The sequence below is a fragment of the Mucilaginibacter pallidiroseus genome (genome assembly GCF_007846085.1).
Taxonomy (GTDB): domain Bacteria; phylum Bacteroidota; class Bacteroidia; order Sphingobacteriales; family Sphingobacteriaceae; genus Mucilaginibacter; species Mucilaginibacter pallidiroseus.
In genome coordinates this window covers 812,105-837,316 of record NZ_VOEJ01000001.1, presented here as the reverse complement: position 1 = coordinate 837,316, position 25,212 = coordinate 812,105, and the positions used below count along the sequence as shown (strand labels likewise).

Below are 25,212 nucleotides of genomic sequence, written 5' to 3'. Positions count from 1 at the left end.
TAGCGGCATGTATATTACTTGGCGTTGTATAGCTTACTGTTGACGTAGGTAGCCTCGCTGATTATCTTGTTATCCTTGATTTTGAATACGCTGCAATTTCGCACATCATAGCGTATTGGGCTGTCGTGCCCCTCGCGAAGGCCGATCACATCATATTCCACTACAGCAACGGTATCATTAATAATCGTATTGCCCACAAGGTACTTTGCATCAGGCGATACGTAAAAAGTTTGATGAAATACCTGGTCGGCACCGGGCTGGCCATGCAGCTCGCCGGGGTAATCGCTCGTTACAATTACTGCTTTCGTGTCATATTGAGCAATCAATGGTTTTAGCTCGTGCTCGTTTAGTAATTGAAAATGCTCCTTTATTAATTTTGCGTTGCTTTCGGCAGGGCTTGGAGCCGGTTCAGTTTTTTTAGTATCACAGGCGGCAAGTGCTAAGGCAAAAGCAGTGGTGCAAGTAATTAAGCGAAGGTTGGCTATCATGGTTTAAATATAGTGATTGCAAAAATAAACCCCCTGATGTTGTTACAAAAGAGGGTTTACATTTTATTTAAGTAAGATTAAAAGCTACTGCGAACGTTGTTGCCAAATGTTTTTGTGCTCCAGTAACCGCTGTCTAATATTCTTCGGATGGTGAACAAAGGCTCGTTAGGATCGCGCTTTTCGGCCAGTTGGAAAGCGCCAATGAAGCCACGCTTCTTTAATTCAGGTATGCCCTGAGCGTTCCATAAGCCGAATGGGTATGCAAACCAGGTGATTTTTTTGCCTGTTATTTCTTCCAATTTCTTGGTTGGTTTATCTATCTGTGTTTCCCAATCTTTACCGGTAAATTTTTTAAAGTTGTGGTGATCCCATGTATGTGAGCCTATAACATGGCCAGCATCTGATAGTTGCTTAATTTGCTCCTTGTTCATGTAGTTTGGCCTGCCAATAGATACCGTCATTATAAAAAATACACCTTTAAAGCCGTACTTTTTCATCTCGGGCGCGGCTATGGTATACTGGTCAAGGTCGGTATCATCAAACGTAAGCATTATTGGTTTTTTTGGCAGGGCTGCACCGTTTACCAGGTAATTATACAATTGATCGGGCAGGATGGTGTGGTAACCGCTGTCTGCCAGCATCTTCATGTGCTCTTTAAAAGCTGCTATCTGTACTATATAGTCTTTAGCACCTTTCGAGTCTTTCGGGCGCCAGTCTCGTATTTGGTGATAGCATACAACAGGCACTTGTTTACGGGCCATTATTGCAGCTTTATCAATTGGGCCGGTTGCCACCTTTGCCCCCTCTGCAGGAGCATCGGCTGTTTTTTCGGTCGCGGCTGTATCGGCAGCTTTTTTATCGGCGGGGGCCGGTTTTGACTGGCAGGCAACCATGCCTAAAAAGCATAGGGGTAGTAGTGCAGAAAATTGCTTTAGCATAATAGTAGATAAAATTTGGGTGCTAAAATACTATAATTATATATCCGCGTATTAACTGTTAATAAATAATACAACGTGTAATGTTTGGTCCCAAACAGAAAGGCCCCAATGTGTTTGGGGCCTTTCGCATGTTTTAAAGTGGATACTAAAGGGCAATCCTTTTGCCTTCAGCTATTGATCGTTTGGAAGCATCCAGTATCTGCATTACAATAATATTGTATTTTAATGAAGACCTATCTGTAAGCCCGAGCAGCCTGTTTTGCAGCACCCGTTGCAAATAGCTTATAGGGTGGTTTTGATTTGCCTCAAGCGGTGGGGCATTACCACCTGTATTTTTTTTACCGGCGCGGGTATATACATAGTTTGGATCAACAGCATGCATATATCCTTCGTCGCCAAAAACTTCAAGATCTTTTATTGAAAACGGCCAGTTCCATGATGCTTCAATGATGCCAGTGGCAGTGGGATATTCCACTAAAATATTTACATCATCCTCAACTTTCGGATAGGTTTGAGGTTTGTAGTGCTTAGCAATCGCGGTGACCGCAATGGGCTTTTGTCCGTTCATCAACCAGGTCATCAAATCGGCACCGTAGCAGCCAAAGTCAATAAGGGCCCCGCCGCCGTTTAGTTCAGGGTCCGTAAGCCAGCTTACAAACTCTTTGCTGCATCCAATCTCTTTCGGCCCTTCGTGTCCATCATGTACCACCATTTTACGGATCTGCCCAATGCTATCTTTACTGGTCATGTTGTACACGTACTGATATGACGGATACCAGGTAGTTTCGTAGTTTGTTAAGACTTTAACGTAGTATTTAAGTGCTAAAAACTCCATACGGCGAGCCTGGGCAAGTGTAGCAGCTAAAGGTTTTTCAACCATTACCGATATCCCTAAAGGGGCGCAGGTTTCAACTACATCAATATGTTTTGCCACCGGGTTAAAGCCCAATACAGCGTCTGGCTTTTTTGTAACAGCCAGCTTTTTAAGGTCATCAAAAAATAAGGAATCAGGCAACTGATATTGTTGCTGATAGCGGTCACGGAGTTGCTTATCAGCCTCGGCTATGCCAACTATAACTACTTTACCGGCTTTATAGTCGTTCAGGATATTGTGTACATGATCATGCGACAAGCCGGCAATCCCTAACTTCAGCGTGCTTAGCAAGGCCGGGGCAGGGGGCAAAACAGCAACAGCGGCTGCTGTTGTTGCAGGCGCTGTTTTAACTGGTGTTTGTTGTGAAAAGGCGATCGATTTAAATAAACCTGTTACAAATATTAGGCAAATTAAAAATCTTACAGCTTTCATAGTTTCGTTTACTTTTCGGTAGATAAAGAATAAGGTACATCTGTTGTTTTTGTACCCCTTGTTTTATTAGGTGCTGCCGACATTTGGAAATTAAGCGTCGCGCCTTGTTGCAGCGCTTTGTGGCTTAACCAGTTTACACCATATGGCTTTCCGTTAACAGATAGCTGGTTAACATAACGGTTTGCATCGCTATTATTAGCAGCATTTATAACAACCTGTTTGCCATTTTCCAATGTAAGCGTAACTTTTCTAAATAGCGGTGCACCCAATACATACTGGTCTGTAGCGGGGCAAACTGGGTAGAAGCCCATTGATGAGAAGATGTACCAGGCTGATGTCTGGCCGTTGTCTTCATCACCGCAATAACCATCAGGTGTAGCTTTGTATAGCTTGTTCATTACATCACGCACATGCAGCTGAGTTTTCCATGGCTCGCCTGCGTAATTGTAAAGATATATCATGTGTTGAATAGGCTGATTTCCATGCGCGTATTGGCCCATATCTGCAATCTGCATTTCGCGGATCTCATGTATCACTTCACCGTAGTAGCTATCATCAAATATTGGCGGCAAGGTAAATACTGAGTCCAACTTGGCAACAAAGCGTTGCTTGCCACCCATCAGGTCAACAAGTCCTTGTACGTCATGAAAAACGCTCCAGGTATAATGCCAGCTGTTGCCTTCGGTAAAGGCATCACCCCATTTAAGCGGATTAAATGGGCTTTGGAATTTACCGTCCTTGTTTTTACCGCGCATCATGTTGTACTCCTTATCAAAAAGGTTTTTATAATTCATGCTGCGTTGTTTGAAAATGTCAGTCTCAGACTTCGGTTTGCCTAACGCGCGGCCCAACTGATAAATGGCAAAATCATCATACGCATATTCTAAAGTACGCGCGGCGTTTTCGTTTATTTTAACGTCATAAGGTACGTAACCAAGCTTGTTGTAATATTCAACGCCGTCGCGGCCGGTAGCATTTGGCCCGTCGTTATTTGCGCCGTGTACCACAGCTTCCCATAATTTATAGATATCATAACCACGGATACCTTTTATGTAAGCATCAGATACAACCGACGCCGAGTTGTTACCAACCATTACATCGCTGTAGCCCGGGCTGCTCCACTCGGGTAGCCAACCACCTTCTTTATAATCATTGATAAGGCCTTCCTGCATCTCTTTGTTTATTGACGGATAAACAAGGTTGAGGAATGGATACAACGCCCTAAAAGTATCCCAGAAACCGGTACCTGCAAACTTATAACCAGGCAAAATCTGTCCGTTTTGTGCGCTGTAGTGCATTACCTTGCCTTCTTTATTTATCTCGTACATTTTGTTCGGGAAAAACAGCATACGGTAAAGGCAGGAGTAAAATGTACGCACCTGGTCTGTGCTTCCGCCTTCAACTGCCAGGCGACTAAGAGTTTCGTTCCAGGTAGTTTTAGCTTCGGCTTTAACGGCATCAAAAGTTTTGCTGCCTATTTCGCGTTGCAGGTTAAGTTCGGCTTGCTCAAGGCTGATGAATGAAGATGCTACGCGCATATTAACCTTTTCGCCCTTTTTGGTTTTGAAGCTTACAACGGCCATTACGTGTTTAGCATCAAGTTCCTGCTTGCCCGTGGCAACAGTATCATTATAGGTTTGTGACGACGCAATAGGCTTATCTACATAAATCACAAACCAGTTCTTGAAATTCTTTAAAGGTCCGCGTGCCACTTTGGTAGTGTAACCTACTATTTTGCGCTCGCCGGGAATAACTTTAATGTAAGAACCCCTGTCAAATGCATCTACAATAATGTGTGAGCTGTCCGTCTGTGGGTAGGTAAATCTAAATTGTGCAGCGCGTTCTGTCGGGGTGATCTCGGTAGTTACATCATGATCGGCCAGGTAAACGCTGTAGTAGTATGGCTTTGATATCTCGGCTTTGTGAGAGAACCAGCTTTCGCGACCTTTTTGGGCGACTTTCACCTTGCCTGTTACGGGCATTATTGCAAACTGGCCATAATCGTTCATCCATGGTGATGGCTGGTGTGTTTGCTTAAAGCCGTTTATTTTGTAAGCGTCATAGGTATATTGCCATCCGTCGCCCATTTTGCCGGTTTGCGGTGTCCAGAAGTTCATACCCCATGGTACAGCTACAGCGGGGTAGGTGTTGCCATTACTGAGGTCGTATTTTGATTGGGTACCCATTAAAGGGTTAATCCACTCAACAGGGTCGGTAACTTTACTAACCTGTTGCGCAAATAAAGAAGCAGAACAAAGTACAGTACTTAAAAAGAGTAATCCTTTTTTCATGTTTAAAGAAAAGCTTGCTTAGATGTGAATAAATGTAAACCGCCGTAAATATAAAAGACTGGCGGGTATCGCCAGTCTTTTATATTGTATTTGTTACCAACCGGGGTTTTGAGTGAGGTTGGCGTTGGTTGCAATTTCACGCTGCGGTATTGGCCACAGGTAATACTGCTCCCTAAAGGTTACATTCTGCTCATTCGGTGTTGATGTTGCAGGGCCGAAAGTGTTAGCCTTTACATCGTACACCTGGTGAGTACGTTGTATATCAAAATAAGCTTTATTTTCGTAAGCCAACTCGTGATAGCGTTCTTTCCAGATAGCAATGCGGAACTGATCTTTTGTAAGGCCGCTCAGCGGAGCCAGGTTTGCACGTTTCCTTATAGCGTTTACTGCTGCGTAAGCTTCGGTAGTGGGGCCGCTAACTTCGTTAGTTGCCTCAGCATAAATCAGCTGTGCTTCGGGCAGGCGCAAAAACGTCCAGTTCTCATCGCTTATGCCGCTGCTTGCCGCGCTCTCAACATGAAAGTATTTGTATAAGGCATGTACACCAAAATTGATGACGTTTGCTGGATTACCATATTGCGGATAGCTTGAGTAATAAAACTGGCGTTCCTCGGTACGTTTGTCACCGGCTTCGTAGCTGTTAAAAAACTCGTTTGTTGGTATCATTGCTCCCAATTTATCGCCGTATGCACCAATTGGCTGGTTAAAAGGAATAGTAAGCTGTGGTATTGCATTATCCCTGATGCCCACAAGGTAGTTGGCCTGGAATATAAGCTCGCCACGGTTTTTGTTAGCGTTGTCGTGCAGGAAAGCATAATCGGTAAACAGTGTGTAGTTTGGCAATACATCTACCACCTCGGCAGCCGCCTTGGCATAGTTTTCTGTTTTTTGCAAAGGATATCCTGCCATGGTCAGGTATACACTTGACAATAACGTTTTAACTGCACCCAATGATACCTTACCTGTTTGATCGGTAGTTGGCAGGCCTGATGCTTTTGCTGCTTCCAGGTCACTTACTATCAGGGCATAAATATCTGCAACAGGCGAGCGCGATGGGTACAGGTTGGGGCTGGTTACTTCAACAGGCTCGGTAACCAATGGCACATCTCCGTATAACCTTACCAGGTGATAGTAGAAGAATGCTCTTAAAAAATAGGCTTGTCCTAACAAGTTCTTTTTAAGAGTTTCATCCATGGTAATACCCGGTATACGTGCAATAGCAAGGTTGGCATTGGCGATAGCGTTGTAGCTGCTGCGCCAAACCGTTTCAAAGCCAGGGTTAACAGCATCGGTACGCTGGTTTATAACGTTTCCGTTGTTAACGCTTTGCCCTAACGAAGTAGCGTGGCCGGCAAACAGTTCCATCGTTATAAAGGGACTCTCACCGTATGCGTCACCGTTTTGAAACATGTAAAGCGATGTGTAAATACCGTTTACAAAGGTTTGTGCCTGGCCTGCATTTTGAAAATAGTTGCCTTTATCAAAATTGCTGTTGTTTTTTTCGTCCAGATATTTTTTGCAGCCTGTAGTTCCAATTGTGAGGGCTCCTAACAAGGCTATACTATATATTTTTCTATTTAATTTCATGATGTTTTTAACTTTTAATGGTTTAGAAACTTGCATTTACACCAAGCACAAATACCCTTGGTTTCGGATAATCATAAAATTGAATGTTTTGCGTAAAGTTGCTTGATGCACCCTGGTTAAAATTAGGGTTACCATTATAGGTAGATACTTCAGGATCGTAACCGGTGTATTTGGTTATCACAAAAAGGTTTTGTGCCTGCGCATAAACCCTTAGTCTGGTTAGTTTGATTTTATCTAAAACAGATTTATTAAAGGTATAACCCAACGTTACCGCACGGCCACGAATAAAGTTTCCGCTCTCAACCTTGGTAGAATAGATCTCAGTTTGGTAGCGAACATAAGCAGGCCTGGTTTCGGCAATTGAGGTATTTTGGTTATCAGGCGTCCATGCATTCAATACAGTTGCATAGCTGTTTGCCTGGCCGGTACGGTCTTCGCCAGAGTGTTTGGTAAGGTTCATAATCTGGTTACCGTAGTTAAACTGTAACTCCACACCAAGATCAAATGATTTGTAAGTAAAGTTGTTGGTAAAGGTTCCATAACCGTCAGGGATTGATTTACCCAATACAACTTTATCTGCCGATGTAACGCGGCCATCGCCATTGGTATCCTGAATTTTTAGGTCGCCCGGCAATAAACCGTATGAAGCTGCTTGTGTTGCTTCAGCAGTACCCCAGGTACCCAGAACCTTGTAGCCGTAAAAGCTACCTGCAGGCAAACCAACACGCATTAAATTAAATTGAGATAGGAATGTAGGGTCGAGGAAGATATCATCATTAGATGCTCCCAGCGCAAGGATCTTGTTGCTCAGGAAGGAAATGTTGAATGATGTATTCCAAGTGAAGTCTTTGCTTCTGACGTTTACGGTATTTAAGGTTAACTCAATACCTTTATTTTGCAATTTACCGGTGTTTCTGAACACGCTGCTAAAACCACTTGTTTGCGGTAGGGGAGCGTTAAGTAATAATGCCTGTGTTTTTTTCAAATAAGCGTCGGCATCCAAGGTAACACGGTTGTCGAATAAGCCGAATGATACACCAACGTTGTACTCCGCTGTTTTTTCCCATTGCAATTCAGGGTTACCAATGCTGGTTAATGTTGTACCTATTGCCTGTGCACCACCAAACACGTAATTGCTTGTATTGATGTTTGCTAATGAGCGGTACTGGCCTATTTCCGAGTTACCTGATAAACCGTAGCTCAACCTAAATTTAAGGTCGGAAATGGTTTTATTGTCTTTCAAAAATTCTTCTTGTGATACGCGCCATGCAAAAGCCGCCGACGGGAAGAAACCGTATTTAGAGTTTTGACCAAATCTCGATGAACCATCAGCACGGCCGGTTACGGTAAACAAGTATTTCTCCATCAGGTTGTAGTTAACCCTACCGTAAAACGATTGCATTTGCCATGCGGTGTAATCTGAAGTGGGTATACCCGGTATTGCGCCTGCACCTAAGTTATAGTATTGATAAAAGTTGTCAGACAAGCCCCTGGTTGATCCGTACAATCTTAGTTGCTGGAAGTTTTGACGCTCTGTACCTAAAACAACATTCAAAGTATGGTCTTTACCAAACTTGGTGTTGTAGGTAAAGTAATTTTGCCATTGATAAAAAGTACGGTTATACTCATCAATAGATGCTGAGCTGTACGATTGATCGGCTGTTGGGCCGCCTACAAGGCCGCTCGCAAAGCGCGGTATGTAGTTAGCAGCAGTAGTTACGCCCAATACCGTGCGGAACTCCAGATTTTTTAAGATGTTGATAGCAGCGTAACCGTTACCATTAAATACGCGGGTGCGTGCAAGCTCCTGTATCTCTCTTGTTTGTGCAACAGGGTTATCGCCGCCCTCCATGTTAGGATAGTCGGTACGTTTGCCGTAAGTGCCGTCAGGATACTGGATAGGTATGATAGGGATCATCTCGATCAAACCACGAGGGATGTTGTTACCACCAGTGCCATAATTACCTGCACGCTGATCTTGGGCATTGTAGTTTAATGTAGCACCAATTTTTAACCATGGTTTTACCTGGTTGTCTACCGTTAACCGCGCATTGTAGCGTTTAAGGTAGCTGTTAAGGATAATACCCTGGTCGTCGGCATAGTTTAGGAACAAACCGTAGTTGATATTTTCGGCACCACCGGTTACCGACACGTTATGGTTTTGGCTGATGGCCGAACGGGTAGTTTCCTTTTGCCAGTCGGTGTCATATAATGGGTTAAGGTTTGAGTCAAATAGTTTGCCTATTAGCGCTGTACGGATCTTAACCGGATCGTCATCAACATATTTACCGCTTGCCCAACCAGTTGGGTCATATTTCTGGATGTTTGCGTAAGCTTTGTCTTCCAATGCTAAAAATTGGGCCGAGTTTAATACAGCCAGTTTTTTTGCCATGTTGCTTACGCTCACATAACCATCGTAGCTTACCGTGCTCGGGCGGTTTTTTGCACCACGTTTGGTGGTGATCAAAATTACACCATTTGCGCCACGTGTACCATAAATAGCGGTTGATGATGCATCTTTTAATACGTCGATAGAGGCAACGTCATTCGGGTTTATGGAGTTACCACCTTCTGTCCACACTATACCATCCACAACATAAAGCGGGTCGGTATTGGTGTTGATGGAACTATAACCACGGATACGAATTTTTGTACTACCACCCGGCTCGCCCGAGTTGCTTGAAACGTTTACACCGGCAAGTTTACCGGCAAGTTCCTGCTCAAGGTTGGTTTGCGGGCGTTCCTGCAATTGTTTGGAGCCAACGCTACCAACAGAACCTGTTAAGTCGACACGTTTTTGGGTACCATAACCTACAACCACAACCTCGCTTAATGCTTTTGGCACTTCTGCCATCGTAACATCAATTGTAGCGCGGTTGCTTATGGCAATTTCCTGCGATGTAAAACCTATAAAGCTAAATACCAAAGTGCCGTTGCCATCTGGAACGGATAACTTGTATTTGCCATTGGCATCGGTTTGGGTGCCTAAATCAGTACCTTTTAACTTAACGGTTACGCCGGGCAGTGGGCCTGCTGCGTCACGCACGGTACCGGTTACGTCAATAGCTGCAAAAACAGCCGGTTTGGCTTCGTCTTTCTTTTTAACAACAATAGTTTCTTCGAAGATTTTGTAGGTAAGCGGCTGATTAGCAAATGCACGATCAAGCGCCTGGCTAATGGTAACGTTATTTACTTCGATGTCTATTGCGCCTGCTTTTGCAACATCCTGCTTATCATACATGAAATGATAACCTGTTTGTTTTTCAATCTGGCGCAGTATTTTTTCCACGCTCGATTTCTTTTCCTTTAAGGTTACTATCTGGCTGTAGCTTTTTGCATAGACATTGGTAAGGGCTGCAATTATTATAATGGCAGTGAATTTCATAACCAAAATAATTTTGGAAAGTTTAGACCACGCCCAGGGCGTGGCCTTAGAATTAAAATTCATAAGTTTGTTGTGTTTGGGTTAAACATTAAGTTTCAATTCGTCGATTGTAATACTTGGGGAACCCGAATTGTTGCCGGGGGGTGGGTCGAAACACTCTCCGGTTTTTTTATGACCTGCAACATGCCTGTCGAATTGCATTTTACAGTGGGTTCGCCAGTCGGGGTTAACTTGGGGGGCGTATTGGTTTCGTCATAATTATTTGTTTTCTATCGTTTATATTGATTTGATTTTTTTGGCTAATTAACAATAAGCTTTTTGCCCTGAATGGAAACGTTTACACCTGTATACTCAAGCATTTTTAAAAGCTCAGACGCTTTTACCTTGCGCGATAATCTTCCGTTAAATTCACGTTGCGGGATATTACCTTTATAAACAACATCAACGTCATACCACCTTGAGGCCTGGCGTAATATCTGCGCAAGGCCTGCATCCCTAAATTGAAATATGCCGTTCTTCCAGGCTATTTCATCTTCTAAGTCCACATCGTTTATCACATTAGTATTTCCGCTTACGTCTATTTGCGCCTGCTGGCCGGGTTTAAGTTTACTAACCACATTGCCCAGCCTTACATTCACGGCACCTTCAAGCAGCGTTGTTTTCATTAACTTTTCGTCGTTGTAGGCCATTACGTTAAAATGAGTACCCAATACCTCAATAACGCCACGATAAGTTTTTACATGAAAGGGCATAGCAGCATTCTTGGTCACTTCAAAATAAGCCTCGCCGGTAATTTCAACATCGCGGGTTTTGCCCGTAAAACGGGTAGGGAAGCTTATTGATGAAGCTGCATTCAGCCAAACTTTGGTATCGTCGGGCAATATTACCTGGTATTCGCCGCCGCGTGGAGTGGCTATGGTATTTATTGAGATTGCTGCACTGGCATCTGCCTTGGCCGCTGCGTTATAAACCAGCCTGCCGGCTTCCGTTTTCTTAATAATAGTTGAGCCCTGTTTGGCCAGCGTGCCGTTCTGCGCATTGTCCAAAACAATGGTTTGCCCGTTGGCCAACGTAAGCAATGCTTTAGTGCCACCGGGCAGCGCATCATTTTTAGGGCGGGGCTGCACCTTTGTAATTTTTTTTTGCCTTACAGTGGGTTGTTTGCTTAGGTAGGTATACAAACCGGCGCCGGCAAACAGTAACAACGTTGCAGCCATGGCAAATCTGGCCCATAAATAAAGGCTGCTATTTTTTTTATTCGGCCTTGTATTGCGGCCATCATTTAATATGTTGTTGAGAATGCTTTCCATCTTCGATTCATCGAAAATGGGCGCACTCGCTGTCAGCTCATCCCAGGCACGGCGAAGCGCATCGGCCAGGTCATGGTCGTTAGCTCCTGCATTTATTACAGTAAATAGCTCGTCGCGCTCTTGCGGCGTAGCGGTTTTGCTGTAATAGCGTTCAAAAAGGTATAGCAACCTTTGCCTGGATGTATTCATCAGTTAAGTAAGTGTTTTTTCGATAATTGGTATTGGTAGATGAGAGGCTTAGGGATGCCCCTTTTATTGTAAGACACAACAACCCGTTAAAAAGGGGGTATGCGGTTCTGAAAAAATTTAAAAAAATAATGAGGTCAGTAACACCATCATGATTACATCGATATTTGCCTGTATAAAATTGGTGATTGACAGGGTAGATGCTTGAATATATTTTTTAACCGTCTCACGCGAAAGGCCCATTTTACGTGCGATCTCGTCATACTTAAGCCTGTCGTGCCTGCTTAGCAGGTAAGCTTTCTGTTGTTGTGGCGGCAAATGGTTAATAGCTTCATCAATTAGCGCGTAGTAGTTGTTGGGCTCGTTTATATCTGCAACTTCAAAAACAACCGAGCTTTCATCTATAGATACTTGAAAGGCGCGTTCTTTGGCAACTTTGCGCAGGCAGTTAAGCGCGTGATTTTTGGAAGAAACGTATAAAAAGGCTTTAAAGCTGAGTACAGTATCGAGTGTTTCGCGGTTCATCCAAATCTTCATGAACACGTCCGACACTATCTCTTCCGCAAGCTCCATCGACTCGGTAATACGGTAAATATGGTTACCCAATTGCTGGCTGTAGTTGCGGAAAAGCACGCTAAATGCGTGTTCATCCCCAAGGGCTACTTTGTCGAGCAGTTCCCTTTCAGTAAGTACTTCCAGTTCAGACATAGGTATAATTTGGTGCAGCCAATTACCGAAAAAAAATCAGCAGGTGCAACCTAATTATGCCCAAATGTTAAAAAAATTTCGCGTTGTGTAATATTTACACATTTGTAAATGCTTGTAAATTAAACATATACCTGATATGTATTAACTAAAGTATTCTCATTTGCTTTTAAAACAATGAGGGGTTGCCGCCCAATTTGATCCTACCGAGGTGTCTGTAAGCATACTCGGTAACTTCACGACCTCGGGATGTACGCATCAAAAAGCCCTCCTGTATCAGGAATGGCTCGTACACTTCTTCAAGTGTGCCTTCCTCTTCGCCAACGGCTGTGGCAATGGTTTTCAAACCAACTGGCCCGCCCTTAAACTTATCGATAATCGTAGCCAGGATCTTATTGTCCATTTCATCGAGCCCGTGTTCATCTACATTTAGGGCGTTTAGTGCATATTGCGAAATGGCAGTATCAATGTAGCCATTGCCTTTTATCTGCGCAAAGTCGCGTGTGCGGCGCAACAGGGCATTCGCAATACGTGGCGTGCCACGGCTGCGGCGGGCAATTTCAAACGCGCCTTCATCACTGATAGGCGTGCGCAATATGGCAGCAGATCGTAGCACTATAGTGGTAAGTAATTTGGCGTCGTAATACTCAAGCCTTGCGTTGATACCGAAACGCGCACGAAGCGGAGCAGTAAGTAAGCCGCTACGCGTTGTTGCGCCAACAAGGGTAAACGGGTTTAATGATATTTGTACTGAGCGTGCATTTGGTCCGCTTTCCAGCATAATATCAATTTTAAAGTCCTCCATAGCCGAGTATAGGTACTCTTCAACCAATGGGCTTAAGCGGTGTATCTCGTCTATAAAAAGTATATCTCCACTTTCCAGGTTGGTAAGCAGGCCGGCAAGGTCACCTGGTTTATCGAGTACCGGGCCGGATGTAATTTTAATACCGGCGCCCATCTCATTAGCAATAATATGCGATAGAGTGGTTTTTCCTAAGCCTGGAGGGCCATGCAATAGCACATGATCCAAGGCTTCGCCGCGCAATTTGGCTGCCTGCACAAATATCCTGATGTTATCGAGTATTTTATGCTGACCGGTAAAGTCTTCGAAAGCCTGGGGGCGCAATACCTTTTCAATATCACGTTCGGCAGGGGTGAGGCGTTCGCTTTCGGGATCAAGATGCTCGTTCATTGCCAACGAAATTAGTATTTTTTTCGGTAGTCGGAAAGTCTGGACGTCAGAAAGTCCGAAAGACGAACATATGTTGAAGAAGATCTAGACTCCTTACCGACTGCGGACTTGAAATCACCGCTCCGGATACTTCCTGAAAATGCTATTGATTTTCATTTGGATTACCCCAAATATGGCTTCTTTAAAGATACCTTTAGACATTTTTGAGGTGCCAACAGTGCGGTCGGTGAAAATGATTGGGATTTCCTTTACCAAAAAGCCGTGTTTGATACTGGTGTATTTCATCTCGATCTGGAAAGCGTATCCTACAAACTTAATTTTGTCAAGATTAATGGTTTCGAGCACTTTACGCTTGTAGCACATGAAGCCGGCTGTCGAGTCCTGTGTTGTGATACCTGTAATAAACCTCACGTAAACCGAGGCAAAGTAACTCATCAATACACGGCTCATTGGCCAGTTTACCACATTAACACCTTTGATGTAACGCGAGCCTATCGAGGCATCGGCACCATCTATGCAGGCCTGGCGCAGGCGAAGCAGGTCATCAGGGTTGTGGGAGAAATCAGCATCCATTTCAAATATAAAATCATAATGGCGCTCAATAGCCCACTTAAAGCCATGTATATAGGCTGTACCCAGCCCAAGTTTTCCTGAACGCTCAACTAAAAAAAGCTTTTGAGGATAGTCGGGCTGCAGGCGCTTGACAATGTTGCCTGTGCCATCCGGTGAACCATCGTCAATAATGAGCAAATGAAAATCGTGCGGCAGCGACATCACTTTGTGAATCATCCGCTCGATGTTTTCCTTTTCGTTGTAAGTGGGTATAATTACTATGCTATCGGGCACTTAAGGGCAAATGTTTGAAATCCGGGTATAATGTAACGCTGCGAAAATAGCCTTATTTTAAAATGCTTTAAAATAAAAAAACAGGAAAGTGGTGAGCTTCCCTGTTTTGTGACGAGTATTTTACTATACTGCGCTGTAGTACAGCTTTATACTATAGGATTGTCTGGATGGATTTCGTTAGTATGATCGCCTTTAATGTTTAGGCCTTTTGCCAGCGTATCATCAACAAGAAAGCTTTTCTCTTTAATGTACGGGCTTACGATGATGAATAACACAACAAAGAAAGCCATGATACCCACGAACAGCCAAAAATATTTATCGCCCTCGAAATATGAAAATACACCCTTGTTGGCAATGTTTTTACTGATAAGCGTGGTAAAGAAAGTACCTACCGAATAAGTAAAATACCACAGGCCGGTCATGGTACTTTTCATTGATGGCGGCGATTGTGTATAGGCGTATTCAAGGCCGGTAATAGATACCATAACCTCACCTGCAGAAAGTACAACAAAGGCTAGTATTTGCCACCAGATAGAAGGCTGGTGTCCGTTTTGTAAACCTATCTGAATAAGTGCTATAATTACAAAGCTAAAGCCGGTAATAAATAACCCCGCGCCGATTTTTCTGAGCGGAGTAAGTTTGATGCCGATTTTCTCTACCAACGGGTAAATGCCGTAATTGAAAACAGGTATCAAAATCAATAAAAACAATGCGTTAACAAATTGTACCTGTGATGGCAGGATATGGAGGTGCCCAAATAACGCCCCTAAATCCAAATTAAGTTTATCTGCCTGCAAGGCCCATTCAGAGCTGTTCATGTCCCACATTCCCCAAAAAATTGGTATAAAGGCAAACACCGCCATTACCGACCATATAGCGCGGATAGCCTCCGTTTTTTCGGCACCGTATTTAACTTCGGTATTTTGCCAAGCGGTTTTGGTAGGGGCTTTTTTAGAAAAAAGCTGGCCTATCATGTAAGCGCTTACTGTTATAAAGTTTTGCTTTTTTACGCCGCTTGGTGGCACCTTAACATATTGTTTGCGCCCGCTAAAAAATATAACGGTGGCTAAAGCCATTAAAACGCCGGGTACACCAAAAGCTACTGCTGCGCCAAAATGCTCGTACAGGTAAGGGATAAGCAATATACTTACTGTTGAACCTGCATTGATACTGAAGTAAAACCAGCTATAAATTTTGCTCATTAAATGCTGATTGCTATGATCGAACTGGTCACCAACGTTTGCCGAAACGCACGATTTAATACCGCCCGCAGCGATAGCTATAACTACCAGGCCAGCAACGAAACCGTTAAGCGACGTATCAAACATCGACAGAATAAAGTGTCCGAATGTGTAGATGATCGACCCGAAAAGTATTAGCCTGTATTTACCAAAAAACCAATCGGCAAGTACAGCGCCAACAAGTGGAGTAAAATACACAAGGGTTGAGAAAAGGTGGTTGTAGTAGTTTGATTGCGCCTCGGCAGTGGTTGTAAGCGCCGGGTTATGTGATGGATTGAAAAATTGGTTTACAAGGAAAATAGCCAGGATACTCTTCATCCCGTAAAAGCTGAAACGTTCCGAAAATTCGTTTCCTATAATGAATGGAACACTTCGTGGAATTTTGCCTTTGGGTCTCTCAATCTCTAAATCTTTCGCCATAAATCGATATTAAAATTTTGCCTAAAATAGTATAAATATGCCAATCCCGAATTTTATACCGAGAATATTACATGACAGTCGGGTATTGTTTGGGTAAGTTGAGTTGTAAAGTGTGTTTAATTTTTTGAGCGTACCGGCACTGACTTTCTATCTGCACGAGCCTGTATCTTGGGGTCGGTTAATTCGTTATCGTTGGCTTGCGGAATGTTGCGCATATCCAGATTCTCGGTAAACTTCCAGCGGCCGTTTGTCATGCGGTAACCGTCATAGCTTAGGTCAGGTCCGAAGGTCTCGGGGCGGTCTTTCATTTTGTCATCAGGAGGGGCCAGATGGTCAAAAACAATTAGTTGCTCATCCGGCACATATCTTAATAGCATTGATGCCTGGCGGGTGTACTCAAAAACCACACGCTTACGGTTTTTTACGATGCCGCCGTCAAACACCGGTGCGCCGAACACGGGCTGATTATCGCGATTGAACGACAGTACCTCGATCACCTTTTTGGTAGATTTTACATTGTTACCCTTCCAGCCAAGCATTACGTAATAAGGCCTGTCGGCGCTGGTGCGTATAATTTTATAGTATTGCGCACCGTACCAGTGGCGGGTATCGGTAACCGAATCCTCGGGATGTTTTATAAATGGTGAGTTGTCTTCAAGCGGGTACATTTGCAGCTTGCCACCTGTGTTCATCTGGATAGTGCCGTAATAACGGTAACTGCCATCCTGGTTCATAACGTGCCAGCTAAAAATACGGAAACGGTTATCGGGTGCGTTGATGATGCTAATGCTTTTAACCGAGTCGAAACCAAAATTGAATGAGTTTGGTACCCGCAAGGCGCTAACAAGCGTGGTAATAAACTTATAGTTGGCGTTTTTGCGCTCGATGTCGTCAGGGCTGTTTATAAACTTTTTTCCTAGTGATGTAAGGCTATCATGATAAACCCGCAGGTTTTGCAGATCTTTACCTTGCTGGGCGAAGGAAATAAACGGGCTTAATAAAAGCGCAAGCGCAAAAAAGAAACGTGTCATTAATGCTAAATACGGTAATTTAAAATACTTATTGCTAACTAATATTACAAAGCCATATTTTGGATAACCATGGCGCTTGCACCACCACCACCGTTGCATATGCCTGCCGCACCTAACTTGCCGCCATTTTGCTGCAGCACATTAATGAGTGTCACGATAATGCGGGCGCCCGACGCACCAAGGGGATGCCCGATAGCTACCGCACCGCCATTTACATTTACTTTCGCGGGATCAAGCTTTAACAGGTTAGTGTTAGCTACCGCCACTACCGAGAACGCTTCGTTGATTTCAAAAAAGTCAATATCATTAATAGTAACCACGGCTTTATGCAGTGCAAGGGGAATGGCTTTAGATGGTGCAGTTGTAAAATATTCGGGCGCTTGCTGGGCATCAGCATAGGAGATTATTTTAGCCAACGGCTTGATGCCCATTTCGTCGGCCTTTTCCTTACTCATTAAAACCAGGGCAGCGGCACCATCATTTAATGTTGATGCATTTGCAGCGGTTACGGTACCGTCTTTTTTAAATACCGGTTTCAGGGTTGGGATCTTGTCGAATTTTACCGTCTTTGGTTCTTCGTCGTTCTCGAATAGCGTAACGTCGCCTTTTTTATCTTTAAGTTCGACTGGGGTTATCTCGTCTTTAAATTTACCACTGCTTTGCGATGCGAGCGCTCGGTTGTATGATTCGATCGCAAAGTTATCCTGCTCTTCGCGGCTTACATTGCAATCAACCGCACAAAGCTCCGCTGCCGACCCCATGTGATAATCATTATAAACATCCCAAAGGCCATCTTTAACAAGCCCGTCAATAATTTGCCCGTTGCCCAAACGATAGCCGTTGCGCGCTTTGTCTAAGTAATAAGGTACATTGCTCATACTTTCCATACCGCCGGCCAACACAATGTCGTTATCGCCGTTGGCAATGCTTTGGGCCGCCAGCATTATAGCTTTCATGCCCGATGCGCAAACTTTGTTGACAGTAGTTGCAGGGATACTAGGCAGGCCAGCGTATATAGTCGCCTGGGTTGCAGGAGCCTGGCCCAAATTGGCCGACAGCACATTGCCCATAAATACTTCCTGAATGTCATCAGGCTTAAGGCCCGCTTTTTCCACTGCCGATTTGATAACAACAGCGCCTAACCGTGTAGCGGTGAGAGAGGCAAGGCTTCCGCCAAAGCTACCTATAGGTGTACGGGTTGCCGACACTATATAAACTTCTTTCATTTTTGGGAAATTGATAATTGGTAAAAGCAAAGCTATACAATTTAAAATGCCCTGTCAATTATTATGCATGCATAATAATTGACAGGGCAAAAGTCATTACTCTTCGCTTTGTTTTTTCTTGCGCGAGGCTTTTTTGCGGCTCTTCAAAGCTTCCTGCAGCAAATATTCAATTTGCCCGTTGGTGCTTCTGAATTCATCCGTTGCCCAACACTCAATTTCCTTGAGCATTTCGGGATTGATACGTAAAACAAATGCCTTCTTTTCTGCCATAATTAATGTGCCGCCGCCTGCTGTGCCCTTAGTAAAACAATGTGCAACCCTATTAAAGTGAGTAGGGGTATAGGCGGTATACCATCTATGTTTAACGCTTGCTGGAAATTTACGGTGTAAGGCTGCTTAATTTTAAAGGCGTGCTGTGTAAGCTCTAGGATGTCGCCATGAGCTGTACTTGTTAGCGAAAAGGATTTGGAAAAAACCTTTTTGTATTCATAGTTAGCTTCAAAGCCGTTATTCATTGCCAAAGCCATATCTCTTTTCCAGGTAGCGGGATTAAGCGTTCCTATTGTATGATCGTCGCCCTCATTAATTAAAAGCGCTCGCTTAAACCACCCTTTTTGTTTAATGGTCCAGCTGCCTTGTGCCGTTTCAATAATGGCGTAGCGCTTAAAATTATTTTTATAGCTGAGTTTGCCATATACAAACTGTCCGTCGGTAAGCTCGTAGTAGGGCATAAAAAACTTATGCCTTACTATTGATAATTCGTTTGTGCGTACCTGGCTAAACTCTCTGTAATAGTCCATACATGTTAATGATAAAGTGTACCTGCATTAACCACAGGGTTCACGCTCCTGTCTCCGCATAAAACAACAAGCAGATTGCTTACCATTGCTGCTTTGCGTTCTTCATCAAGCTCAATGATATTTTTTTCCTCCATTTTGTTAAGAGCCATTTCTACCATGCCAACTGCACCTTCAACAATCAGCCTGCGTGCCGATATAATTGCAGCTGCCTGTTGACGTTGCAGCATGGCGTGGGCAATTTCCGGCGCGTAAGCCAGGTGTGAGATACGGGCTTCTAAAACTTCGATGCCGGCACGTTCAAGCCTTTCGTTCAACTCTTTTTCCAGGATCATGCTTACCTGTTCGGCGCCGCCGCGAAGCGTTATGCTTGCATTTTCATCTTCAATATGATCGTAGGGGAATGAGTTAGCCAGATGCCTTACGGCAGCCTCACTCTGTATGTTTACATACTGTAGGTAATTTTCTACCGCAAAAACTGCCTTGGCGGTATCCTTTACCTGCCAAACAATTACTGCGGCAATTTCGATAGGGTTACCTACGCTGTCATTCACCTTTAACTGCTGCCCGTTCAGGTTATATGCTTTTAATGAAACTTTGCGCTTAACGGTAAAGGGGTTTACCCAAAAAAAGCCGTCCTGCTTTACCGTTCCCTGGTATTTACCAAACAGCGTAAGCACTTTTGATTCGTTTGGGTTTACAATGGCCAACCCCGGCAGTATAAATACAAAGTTTACAATAGTTATAATTACACCTGCAACAGGATATTGCCCGTAAAAGCACAAGGCCGCTACTGCTATTAAAACAAGCACTAAAACAAATGCGAGATAACCCGATGGAGCTGTTGTGATTTTTTCGTTATTCATGGTTTAAATTGATTTAATTTGATATCATAAAGATATCAACTTTGTATTGACAAAAGCAAGAAAAAATACATAAAACCGAAACTTATACTATTTTTGATAGGTTAAACGTACGTATGGCAAAATTATCATCATCGCGGCAAAAGGCATTATTGCGCAAATACGCCTTAAACCTAAAGTTTGTTATGACCCTGATGAGCATTATACTTATTGTATATGCTTTGCCAAAACAGGCCAAATTTGGTTATGAGTACGAAAAGGGGCGGATATGGAACCAGCGCGACCTTGTATCGCCCTATAATTTTGCCATCTTAAAAAGTAATGCTGAGATAGAGGCCGACCGCAAGGCGGCTTTAGCAACTGTTACACCTATATACCAGCGTAATGATGCCATGACTGCCGATCAGGTAGAAGGTTTTAAAAGCGACCTTGAAATAAAGTGGCATAACGCCGGTATAAATGATAAGCTTAAACCGAAGTATATAAGCACCGGAGCAGATTTGCTTACCTACGTTTACAATAGGGGGGTGTTAAAGCTAAATGCCCGTTATGGCCAAAACGGGGTAGGGTATGACCTTGCCGTTTTAAACAATAATGTATTAACAGAAAAGAATACGGCCGACCTGTTTACCCGTGAAACGGCCATTGCTTATTGTGATAGTGAAATTTCTAAATCGCCCGGCCTTGATAAGGCGTTTTTGTTGAATCTTATACAAGACAGGCTGCAAACTAACCTTGCTTATGATGCCAAGCTTACCGCCCGGCTTGAAAGAGAAGTTACAGAGAACCTATCGATTACGCGCGGTATGGTACAAAAAGGCGAAACCATTATAAGCAAAGGTTCAGTTGTAAATGACGAGGCTTACCAAAAGCTGTCGTCATATAAAAAGGCCTTTGAAGATAATGCGCGTATAAACGGCGATCGTAAGCTGGTTTTGCTTGGGCAATTTTTATTGGTAGGCATTACCACGTTGTTGCTTATGGTTTTTCTTTACCTTTTCCGTAAAGACATTTACAGGGATAACCGCTTGGTTGGTCTGATACTGCTTGTAGTTACAGCCATGTTAGCTACGCTATCGCTGGCGCTTAAAATGCAGTTGCCAAACCTGTACTTTATACCTTATTGTATTGTACCTATCATTATCAGGATATTGTTTGATACGCGTTTGGCGCTTAACATTCACTTACTGGTTGTGCTTGTTGCCGGTTTTTTTGTGCCCAACAGCTTTGAGTTTGCCTTTTACCAACTTACAGCCGGTATGGTGGCTATTTACAGCATCAAGAACCTGATACGCCGCGAGCAGTTTTTAACGTCGGCATTGCTGATAACGCTGATGTATTTCGTGGCTTTTTTGGGCATCTCCCTTATACGTGAGGGTTCATTTACCACAATAGATTGGACAGAGTTTATTCCTTTCGCCGTAAGCGTGTTGCTCACCTTGCTGGCCTACCCGTTGATCTACGCATTTGAAAAGGTTTTTGCTATAACGTCAGACATCACATTAATCGAACTTACAAACACAAATTCGCCTTTGCTGCGCGAAATGGCCTTTAGTGCGCCAGGCACGTTTCAGCATTCCTTGCAGGTAGCCAACCTTGCCGAGAATGCTATCTACGCTATTGGGGGCAATGCATTGTTGGTTAGGGCAGGGGCCTTATATCATGATATTGGTAAGATGGAAAATCCAAGATTTTTTATCGAGAACCAGTCGTCTGGATTTAATCCTCATGATAAGCTGCCGTACGAAGAAAGTGCGCAAATTATTATAAGGCACGTAAGCAAGGGGATTGAAATGGCCCGTAAGGCCAACCTGCCCGAGATTGTGATCGACTTTATCCGCACACATCATGGAAATACTCGTGTAGATTATTTTTACCAATCGTTTTTAAAGAACTTTCCCGAGAAATTCATTGACGAGAATATTTTCAGGTATCCCGGACCCATACCTTTTTCAAAAGAATGCGGCGTTTTAATGCTTGCCGATTCAATAGAGGCGGCATCAAGAGCCTTAAAAGAACCCGATGCTGAATCGATAAGTATTATGGTTGACCGTATAGTAAAATACAAACTCGATCAAAACCAATTGAAAGACAGTGATATAACATTAAAGGATTTGGAAACCATTAAAGATATATTCAAACGCATGCTTATGAGCATCTATCACGTGCGAATTGATTATTAAAAATCTGAATATTTTTTTTGACACATTAACCTAATTGCTATATTTGCAGTCCCTGAAAAAAGGGATATTCTTTAAAATAACGGTGAGGTGCCTGAGAGGCCGAAAGGATCAGTTTGCTAAACTGACGTACGGGAAACTGTACCGAGGGTTCGAATCCCTCCTTCACCGCGGAAACAATATCCAACACAGTAAAAGCCCTTAAATCCACGATTTAAGGGCTTTTTTTATTTATAGGAGTTTTTAATGAGTAAGTCAGTTATAAGAACTCATTTTTTCCATGCATTCACGAAGGGTAAGTCCTGCCAACCGCCGCAATCTGACTATTTGATACACGATAGATAAACTTACTCTTCAGCCTAAGTTTTAAATACAATTACAGATCAGCTCCATACTAAATCTTTGCGTCCTTAAATGTATTCGTACAGCCGGTAGCTGTTTTCCTTAAAATGTATCTGCATTGCCTTGTTTTGTGCAAATCACTTTTCATGATTACGCCGACTTTTGGGTCAACAAATAATTAAAAAGAAAATGGCAAAGACAATTTTTATAACAGGAGCTTCGCGCGGTTTTGGTAAACTATGGGCAGAAGCATTTTTAAAACGAGGTGATAACGTTATAGCTACAGCGCGTGATATAAATACACTTAATGACTTGAAAGCCGTTTACGGCGACAAATTATTAGCCTTGCAGCTCGATGTAAACAATAGGGCAGACGTTTTTGCTGCTATTGAAAAAGCTTCACAAAAATTCGATACTATTGATGTATTAATTAACAATGCAGGTTATGGCCTTTTCGGTGCTATTGAAGAAACCAGCGAAGCCGAAGCAAGGGCACAGATAGAGACAAATGTATTTGGCCTGCTGTGGGTTACCCAGGCAATTTTACCTTTGATGCGTAAACAAGGCCATGGGCACATTGTGCAGGTTTCAAGTGTATTAGGCGTAGCTACTTTACCAACTTTGGGCATTTACAATGCATCTAAATTTGCGGTTGAGGGTTTAAGCGAGACTTTGGCAAGCGAGGTGAAAGATTTTGGCATCAAGGTAACACTTGTAGAGCCAAACGGCTTTGCTACGGATTGGGCTGGCGCATCTGCCGCTGGTACAACACCAATTGATGCCTACGAGCCGGTAAGGAAAGCTTTTCAGGCTGGTACCACAGATGATGCTTTTGGTATCCCCGAAGCTACGATTGATGCTGTTCTTAAATTAATTGATGCAGAAAACCCACCTTTGCGCTTGTTTTTAGGTAAGGTGGCCCTGCCATGGGTTAAACAAGTATATGCCGATAGGCTTGCTACGTGGGAAGCCTGGAACGATGTTGCTGTTGCTGCACACGGTAAATAAATTAGGATTATTTATAAAGCGGAGGTGCCGTACACGGCGCTTCTGCTTTATTATACTTGCGTGACCTTGTATCTGATATTTAAGACTAATTTTATTTTGTCATGAAACACTATAAAAGCCTTATCGAACTTAGCCGTGTGGCGGGCACACCTGCACCGCGCATCCCTTTGATGAATATCGTGGAATGCAATAAAGTATGTTCGCTAGGCTCGGAAGAGTTCACCGGCGATTTCTACATGATAGGCTTTAAAAAGTTCATTTCAGGCATGTTTATGTACGGACGCACGCGTTATGATCATGATAACGGCTCTATGTCGTTTATTAAGCCGCGGCAGGCGTTGGCTTTAAACAAGCTGGAGTTTGAGGAAAATGGCTTTTTGATCTTCATTCACGAAGATTATTTAACGGGACACGGTTTGCACAACGATATCAAAAAATACGGTTTTTTTGAGTACGATGCCAACGAGGCTTTGCACCTGTCGCCTGATGAAGAGCAAACCATGTGGGACCTATATCGCAAAATAGAAGCGGAGTATAATAACAACCACGACGAGTACAGCCGCGACATTATTCTTGGTCACGTGGATACGATTTTAAAATATTCGCAACGCTTTTATAAACGTCAGTTTATTAATCGACAAAACCTATCAGGCAATACAGTGTCGAAATTCAACGATGTGTTAACAGCCTATTTTGATAAAGGATGGCTGCAGGAGAAAGGGTTGCCTTCGGTAAAACAGATGGCTACCCAGCTAAACATTTCACCAGGCTATCTTAGCGACCTGCTAAAACAGGAAACAGGTAAAACCGCTATCGAGCTCATTCACCTGTTTTTGGTATCCGAAGCAAAAAACTTGTTAAAAGGCACAAACAATAACATTGCCGAAGTAGCCTACCAACTCGGCTTCGAAAATTTGCCTTATTTTTCGAGACTATTTAAACGCGAGGTGGGCTTAAGCCCTGTACAATTCAAAAGAAATTTAGTAGCAAACTGAGTAACCCAGGATATATATCTAAAACTTTTATATCAATCAGGCAAATAAAATATCAGGCATTCATGGTAACGTTTTGTGATCTATTTAGTCTTGTTAGCAAAACAATGACTTTATGCACCCAAGATTATTTTTGTACCTCCTGCCTTTTATTTTATTTTCTTGTAAAAAAGGCGAGCCCGTTATTAAACCTGAAATTACACAACGCTTATCAAGCACACGCACTATTAATGACAACGGCCACAGTATATTAACCAGTTATGCGTATAATGATAAAGGCCAACTTTATTTAGAAACCATCAAAGACGAAACTGCCGGATCAGAACTTTATCAGCAATACATTCATAAGGATGGGCAGTTGCATGCCTCAGAAGTTTTGAACGATGAAAGAAAGCTTAGTAGAATAAATTACAGTCATTCCAATGGTTGGGTCTCAAAGATGCGTTACATTGACTACGATAAGTACCAAAATACGGAGCTAAACTTTGAATTGAATTTTGTATATGAAAACGACTTGTTGGCAAAAGTTATAACCATTAATAGTAACGGGCAGACAGGTAATAACACCGTATATACTTTCGCTAATAGCAATATTACCGAGACTAAAACATATAATTCAACAGGCACACTGCTGAGTAGTGATACCTACCAATATGATGACCGGCTGAACCCATACTACAAACAGTACGGTTATTTATATTCTTCACTTGCTTATAGCAAGGCGAATATTGTGAAAGCAATTCATAGAGATTACGTTGTTAACACCGTTACCACCCTCAACTACACCTACACCTATAACAAAAGTAATCAACCCATTACCCAAACGCTGCTTGGGGGCCAAGGTAAAATTATAATATATTATACCTACGGCGATTAAT

Annotated in this window: 20 protein-coding genes and 1 tRNA gene; 5 read left to right on the top strand and 16 right to left on the bottom strand. The window is 43.1% G+C overall.

What is annotated here, in order from left to right:
• Nucleotides 1-14 precede the first annotated feature (14 nt).
• The 16 genes from FPZ43_RS03670 to FPZ43_RS03595 all read right to left on the bottom strand — a co-directional run bounded on the left by FPZ43_RS03670 (nt 15) and on the right by FPZ43_RS03595 (nt 19,815).
• Complete coding sequence (locus tag FPZ43_RS03670; protein ID WP_146380478.1) at nt 15-488, bottom strand: nuclear transport factor 2 family protein; 474 nt, start codon at nt 486-488, stop codon at nt 15-17.
• 77 nt (nt 489-565) lie between these two features.
• A complete protein-coding gene (locus FPZ43_RS03665) occupies nt 566-1,426 on the bottom strand; it encodes a polysaccharide deacetylase family protein (protein ID WP_146380477.1) in 861 nt (286 codons plus the stop codon).
• Nucleotides 1,427-1,571: 145 nt separating this feature from the next.
• Nucleotides 1,572-2,732, bottom strand: coding sequence for a Gfo/Idh/MocA family protein (locus tag FPZ43_RS03660; RefSeq protein ID WP_146380476.1), 1,161 nt, complete (start codon nt 2,730-2,732; stop codon nt 1,572-1,574).
• An 8-nt stretch (nt 2,733-2,740) separates the two neighbouring features.
• The gene (locus FPZ43_RS03655; protein WP_146380475.1) at nt 2,741-5,023 is read right to left on the bottom strand and encodes a GH92 family glycosyl hydrolase; all 2,283 of its coding nucleotides are present in this window, start codon (nt 5,021-5,023) and stop codon (nt 2,741-2,743) included.
• 93 nt (nt 5,024-5,116) lie between these two features.
• Nucleotides 5,117-6,610: a RagB/SusD family nutrient uptake outer membrane protein gene (locus tag FPZ43_RS03650; RefSeq protein ID WP_222430919.1), complete on the bottom strand. Its 1,494-nt coding sequence runs from the start codon at nt 6,608-6,610 to the stop codon at nt 5,117-5,119.
• A gap of 22 nt (nt 6,611-6,632) precedes the next feature.
• Nucleotides 6,633-10,058 carry a TonB-dependent receptor gene (locus tag FPZ43_RS03645; protein WP_146380474.1) on the bottom strand — a complete coding sequence of 1,142 codons (3,426 nt, stop codon included), beginning with the start codon at nt 10,056-10,058 and terminating at the stop codon, nt 6,633-6,635.
• A gap of 236 nt (nt 10,059-10,294) precedes the next feature.
• Entirely contained in the window at nt 10,295-11,494 is a 1,200-nt protein-coding gene (locus FPZ43_RS03640; RefSeq protein WP_146380473.1) for a FecR family protein, read from the bottom strand.
• A 117-nt stretch (nt 11,495-11,611) separates the two neighbouring features.
• Nucleotides 11,612-12,199, bottom strand: coding sequence for an RNA polymerase sigma factor (locus FPZ43_RS03635; RefSeq protein ID WP_146380472.1), 588 nt, complete (start codon nt 12,197-12,199; stop codon nt 11,612-11,614).
• 166 nt (nt 12,200-12,365) lie between these two features.
• Nucleotides 12,366-13,388: a Holliday junction branch migration DNA helicase RuvB gene (gene ruvB, locus FPZ43_RS03630; RefSeq protein ID WP_146380471.1), complete on the bottom strand. Its 1,023-nt coding sequence runs from the start codon at nt 13,386-13,388 to the stop codon at nt 12,366-12,368.
• Nucleotides 13,389-13,502: 114 nt separating this feature from the next.
• Nucleotides 13,503-14,234, bottom strand: coding sequence for a polyprenol monophosphomannose synthase (locus tag FPZ43_RS03625; RefSeq protein ID WP_146380470.1), 732 nt, complete (start codon nt 14,232-14,234; stop codon nt 13,503-13,505).
• 146 nt (nt 14,235-14,380) lie between these two features.
• Nucleotides 14,381-15,895: a POT-type proton-dependent oligopeptide transporter gene (locus tag FPZ43_RS03620; RefSeq protein ID WP_146380469.1), complete on the bottom strand. Its 1,515-nt coding sequence runs from the start codon at nt 15,893-15,895 to the stop codon at nt 14,381-14,383.
• A 116-nt stretch (nt 15,896-16,011) separates the two neighbouring features.
• Nucleotides 16,012-16,926 carry a hypothetical protein gene (locus tag FPZ43_RS03615; RefSeq protein WP_146380468.1) on the bottom strand — a complete coding sequence of 305 codons (915 nt, stop codon included), beginning with the start codon at nt 16,924-16,926 and terminating at the stop codon, nt 16,012-16,014.
• A 44-nt stretch (nt 16,927-16,970) separates the two neighbouring features.
• The gene (locus FPZ43_RS03610; RefSeq protein ID WP_146380467.1) at nt 16,971-18,152 is read right to left on the bottom strand and encodes an acetyl-CoA C-acyltransferase; all 1,182 of its coding nucleotides are present in this window, start codon (nt 18,150-18,152) and stop codon (nt 16,971-16,973) included.
• Between the two features lie 96 nt (nt 18,153-18,248).
• Nucleotides 18,249-18,422, bottom strand: a complete 174-nt coding sequence (locus tag FPZ43_RS03605; RefSeq protein ID WP_146380466.1) for an Arc family DNA binding domain-containing protein — start codon at nt 18,420-18,422, stop codon at nt 18,249-18,251.
• 2 nt (nt 18,423-18,424) lie between these two features.
• On the bottom strand, nt 18,425-18,952 hold the full coding sequence (locus FPZ43_RS03600) for a hypothetical protein (protein ID WP_146380465.1): 528 nt from the start codon (nt 18,950-18,952) through the stop codon (nt 18,425-18,427).
• Nucleotides 18,953-18,957: 5 nt separating this feature from the next.
• Nucleotides 18,958-19,815 (bottom strand): SPFH domain-containing protein, encoded by an 858-nt coding sequence (locus FPZ43_RS03595; RefSeq protein WP_146380464.1) that lies wholly within the window; start codon nt 19,813-19,815, stop codon nt 18,958-18,960.
• A gap of 113 nt (nt 19,816-19,928) precedes the next feature.
• Between FPZ43_RS03595 and FPZ43_RS03590 the strand changes: the two genes are divergently transcribed.
• The 5 genes from FPZ43_RS03590 (at nt 19,929) to FPZ43_RS03570 (ending at nt 25,211) form a co-directional block, all read left to right on the top strand.
• Nucleotides 19,929-21,995: an HD family phosphohydrolase gene (locus tag FPZ43_RS03590; protein ID WP_146380463.1), complete on the top strand. Its 2,067-nt coding sequence runs from the start codon at nt 19,929-19,931 to the stop codon at nt 21,993-21,995.
• A gap of 81 nt (nt 21,996-22,076) precedes the next feature.
• Nucleotides 22,077-22,163: transfer RNA gene (locus FPZ43_RS03585), tRNA-Ser, on the top strand.
• A gap of 360 nt (nt 22,164-22,523) precedes the next feature.
• Complete coding sequence (locus FPZ43_RS03580; RefSeq protein ID WP_146380462.1) at nt 22,524-23,342, top strand: SDR family NAD(P)-dependent oxidoreductase; 819 nt, start codon at nt 22,524-22,526, stop codon at nt 23,340-23,342.
• 101 nt (nt 23,343-23,443) lie between these two features.
• Nucleotides 23,444-24,337, top strand: a complete 894-nt coding sequence (locus FPZ43_RS03575; protein ID WP_146380461.1) for a helix-turn-helix domain-containing protein — start codon at nt 23,444-23,446, stop codon at nt 24,335-24,337.
• Nucleotides 24,338-24,449: 112 nt separating this feature from the next.
• Nucleotides 24,450-25,211 carry a hypothetical protein gene (locus FPZ43_RS03570; protein ID WP_146380460.1) on the top strand — a complete coding sequence of 254 codons (762 nt, stop codon included), beginning with the start codon at nt 24,450-24,452 and terminating at the stop codon, nt 25,209-25,211.
• Nucleotide 25,212: the final 1 nt, after the last annotated feature.

Excerpts from the sequence above, each read along its gene's own strand:
- FPZ43_RS03670 (WP_146380478.1), bottom strand. The coding sequence starts at position 488 with ATGATAGCCAACCTTCGCTTAATTACTTGCACCACTGCTTTTGCCTTA.
- FPZ43_RS03665 (WP_146380477.1), bottom strand. The coding sequence starts at position 1,426 with ATGCTAAAGCAATTTTCTGCACTACTACCCCTATGCTTTTTAGGCATG.
- FPZ43_RS03660 (WP_146380476.1), bottom strand. The coding sequence starts at position 2,732 with ATGAAAGCTGTAAGATTTTTAATTTGCCTAATATTTGTAACAGGTTTA.
- FPZ43_RS03655 (WP_146380475.1), bottom strand. The coding sequence starts at position 5,023 with ATGAAAAAAGGATTACTCTTTTTAAGTACTGTACTTTGTTCTGCTTCT.
- FPZ43_RS03650 (WP_222430919.1), bottom strand. The coding sequence starts at position 6,610 with ATGAAATTAAATAGAAAAATATATAGTATAGCCTTGTTAGGAGCCCTC.
- FPZ43_RS03645 (WP_146380474.1), bottom strand. The coding sequence starts at position 10,058 with ATGAATTTTAATTCTAAGGCCACGCCCTGGGCGTGGTCTAAACTTTCC.
- FPZ43_RS03640 (WP_146380473.1), bottom strand. The coding sequence starts at position 11,494 with ATGAATACATCCAGGCAAAGGTTGCTATACCTTTTTGAACGCTATTAC.
- FPZ43_RS03635 (WP_146380472.1), bottom strand. The coding sequence starts at position 12,199 with ATGTCTGAACTGGAAGTACTTACTGAAAGGGAACTGCTCGACAAAGTA.
- ruvB (WP_146380471.1), bottom strand. The coding sequence starts at position 13,388 with ATGAACGAGCATCTTGATCCCGAAAGCGAACGCCTCACCCCTGCCGAA.
- FPZ43_RS03620 (WP_146380469.1), bottom strand. The coding sequence starts at position 15,895 with ATGGCGAAAGATTTAGAGATTGAGAGACCCAAAGGCAAAATTCCACGA.
- FPZ43_RS03615 (WP_146380468.1), bottom strand. The coding sequence starts at position 16,926 with ATGACACGTTTCTTTTTTGCGCTTGCGCTTTTATTAAGCCCGTTTATT.
- FPZ43_RS03610 (WP_146380467.1), bottom strand. The coding sequence starts at position 18,152 with ATGAAAGAAGTTTATATAGTGTCGGCAACCCGTACACCTATAGGTAGC.
- FPZ43_RS03605 (WP_146380466.1), bottom strand. The coding sequence starts at position 18,422 with ATGGCAGAAAAGAAGGCATTTGTTTTACGTATCAATCCCGAAATGCTC.
- FPZ43_RS03600 (WP_146380465.1), bottom strand. The coding sequence starts at position 18,952 with ATGGACTATTACAGAGAGTTTAGCCAGGTACGCACAAACGAATTATCA.
- FPZ43_RS03595 (WP_146380464.1), bottom strand. The coding sequence starts at position 19,815 with ATGAATAACGAAAAAATCACAACAGCTCCATCGGGTTATCTCGCATTT.
- FPZ43_RS03590 (WP_146380463.1), top strand. The coding sequence starts at position 19,929 with ATGGCAAAATTATCATCATCGCGGCAAAAGGCATTATTGCGCAAATAC.
- FPZ43_RS03580 (WP_146380462.1), top strand. The coding sequence starts at position 22,524 with ATGGCAAAGACAATTTTTATAACAGGAGCTTCGCGCGGTTTTGGTAAA.
- FPZ43_RS03575 (WP_146380461.1), top strand. The coding sequence starts at position 23,444 with ATGAAACACTATAAAAGCCTTATCGAACTTAGCCGTGTGGCGGGCACA.
- FPZ43_RS03570 (WP_146380460.1), top strand. The coding sequence starts at position 24,450 with ATGCACCCAAGATTATTTTTGTACCTCCTGCCTTTTATTTTATTTTCT.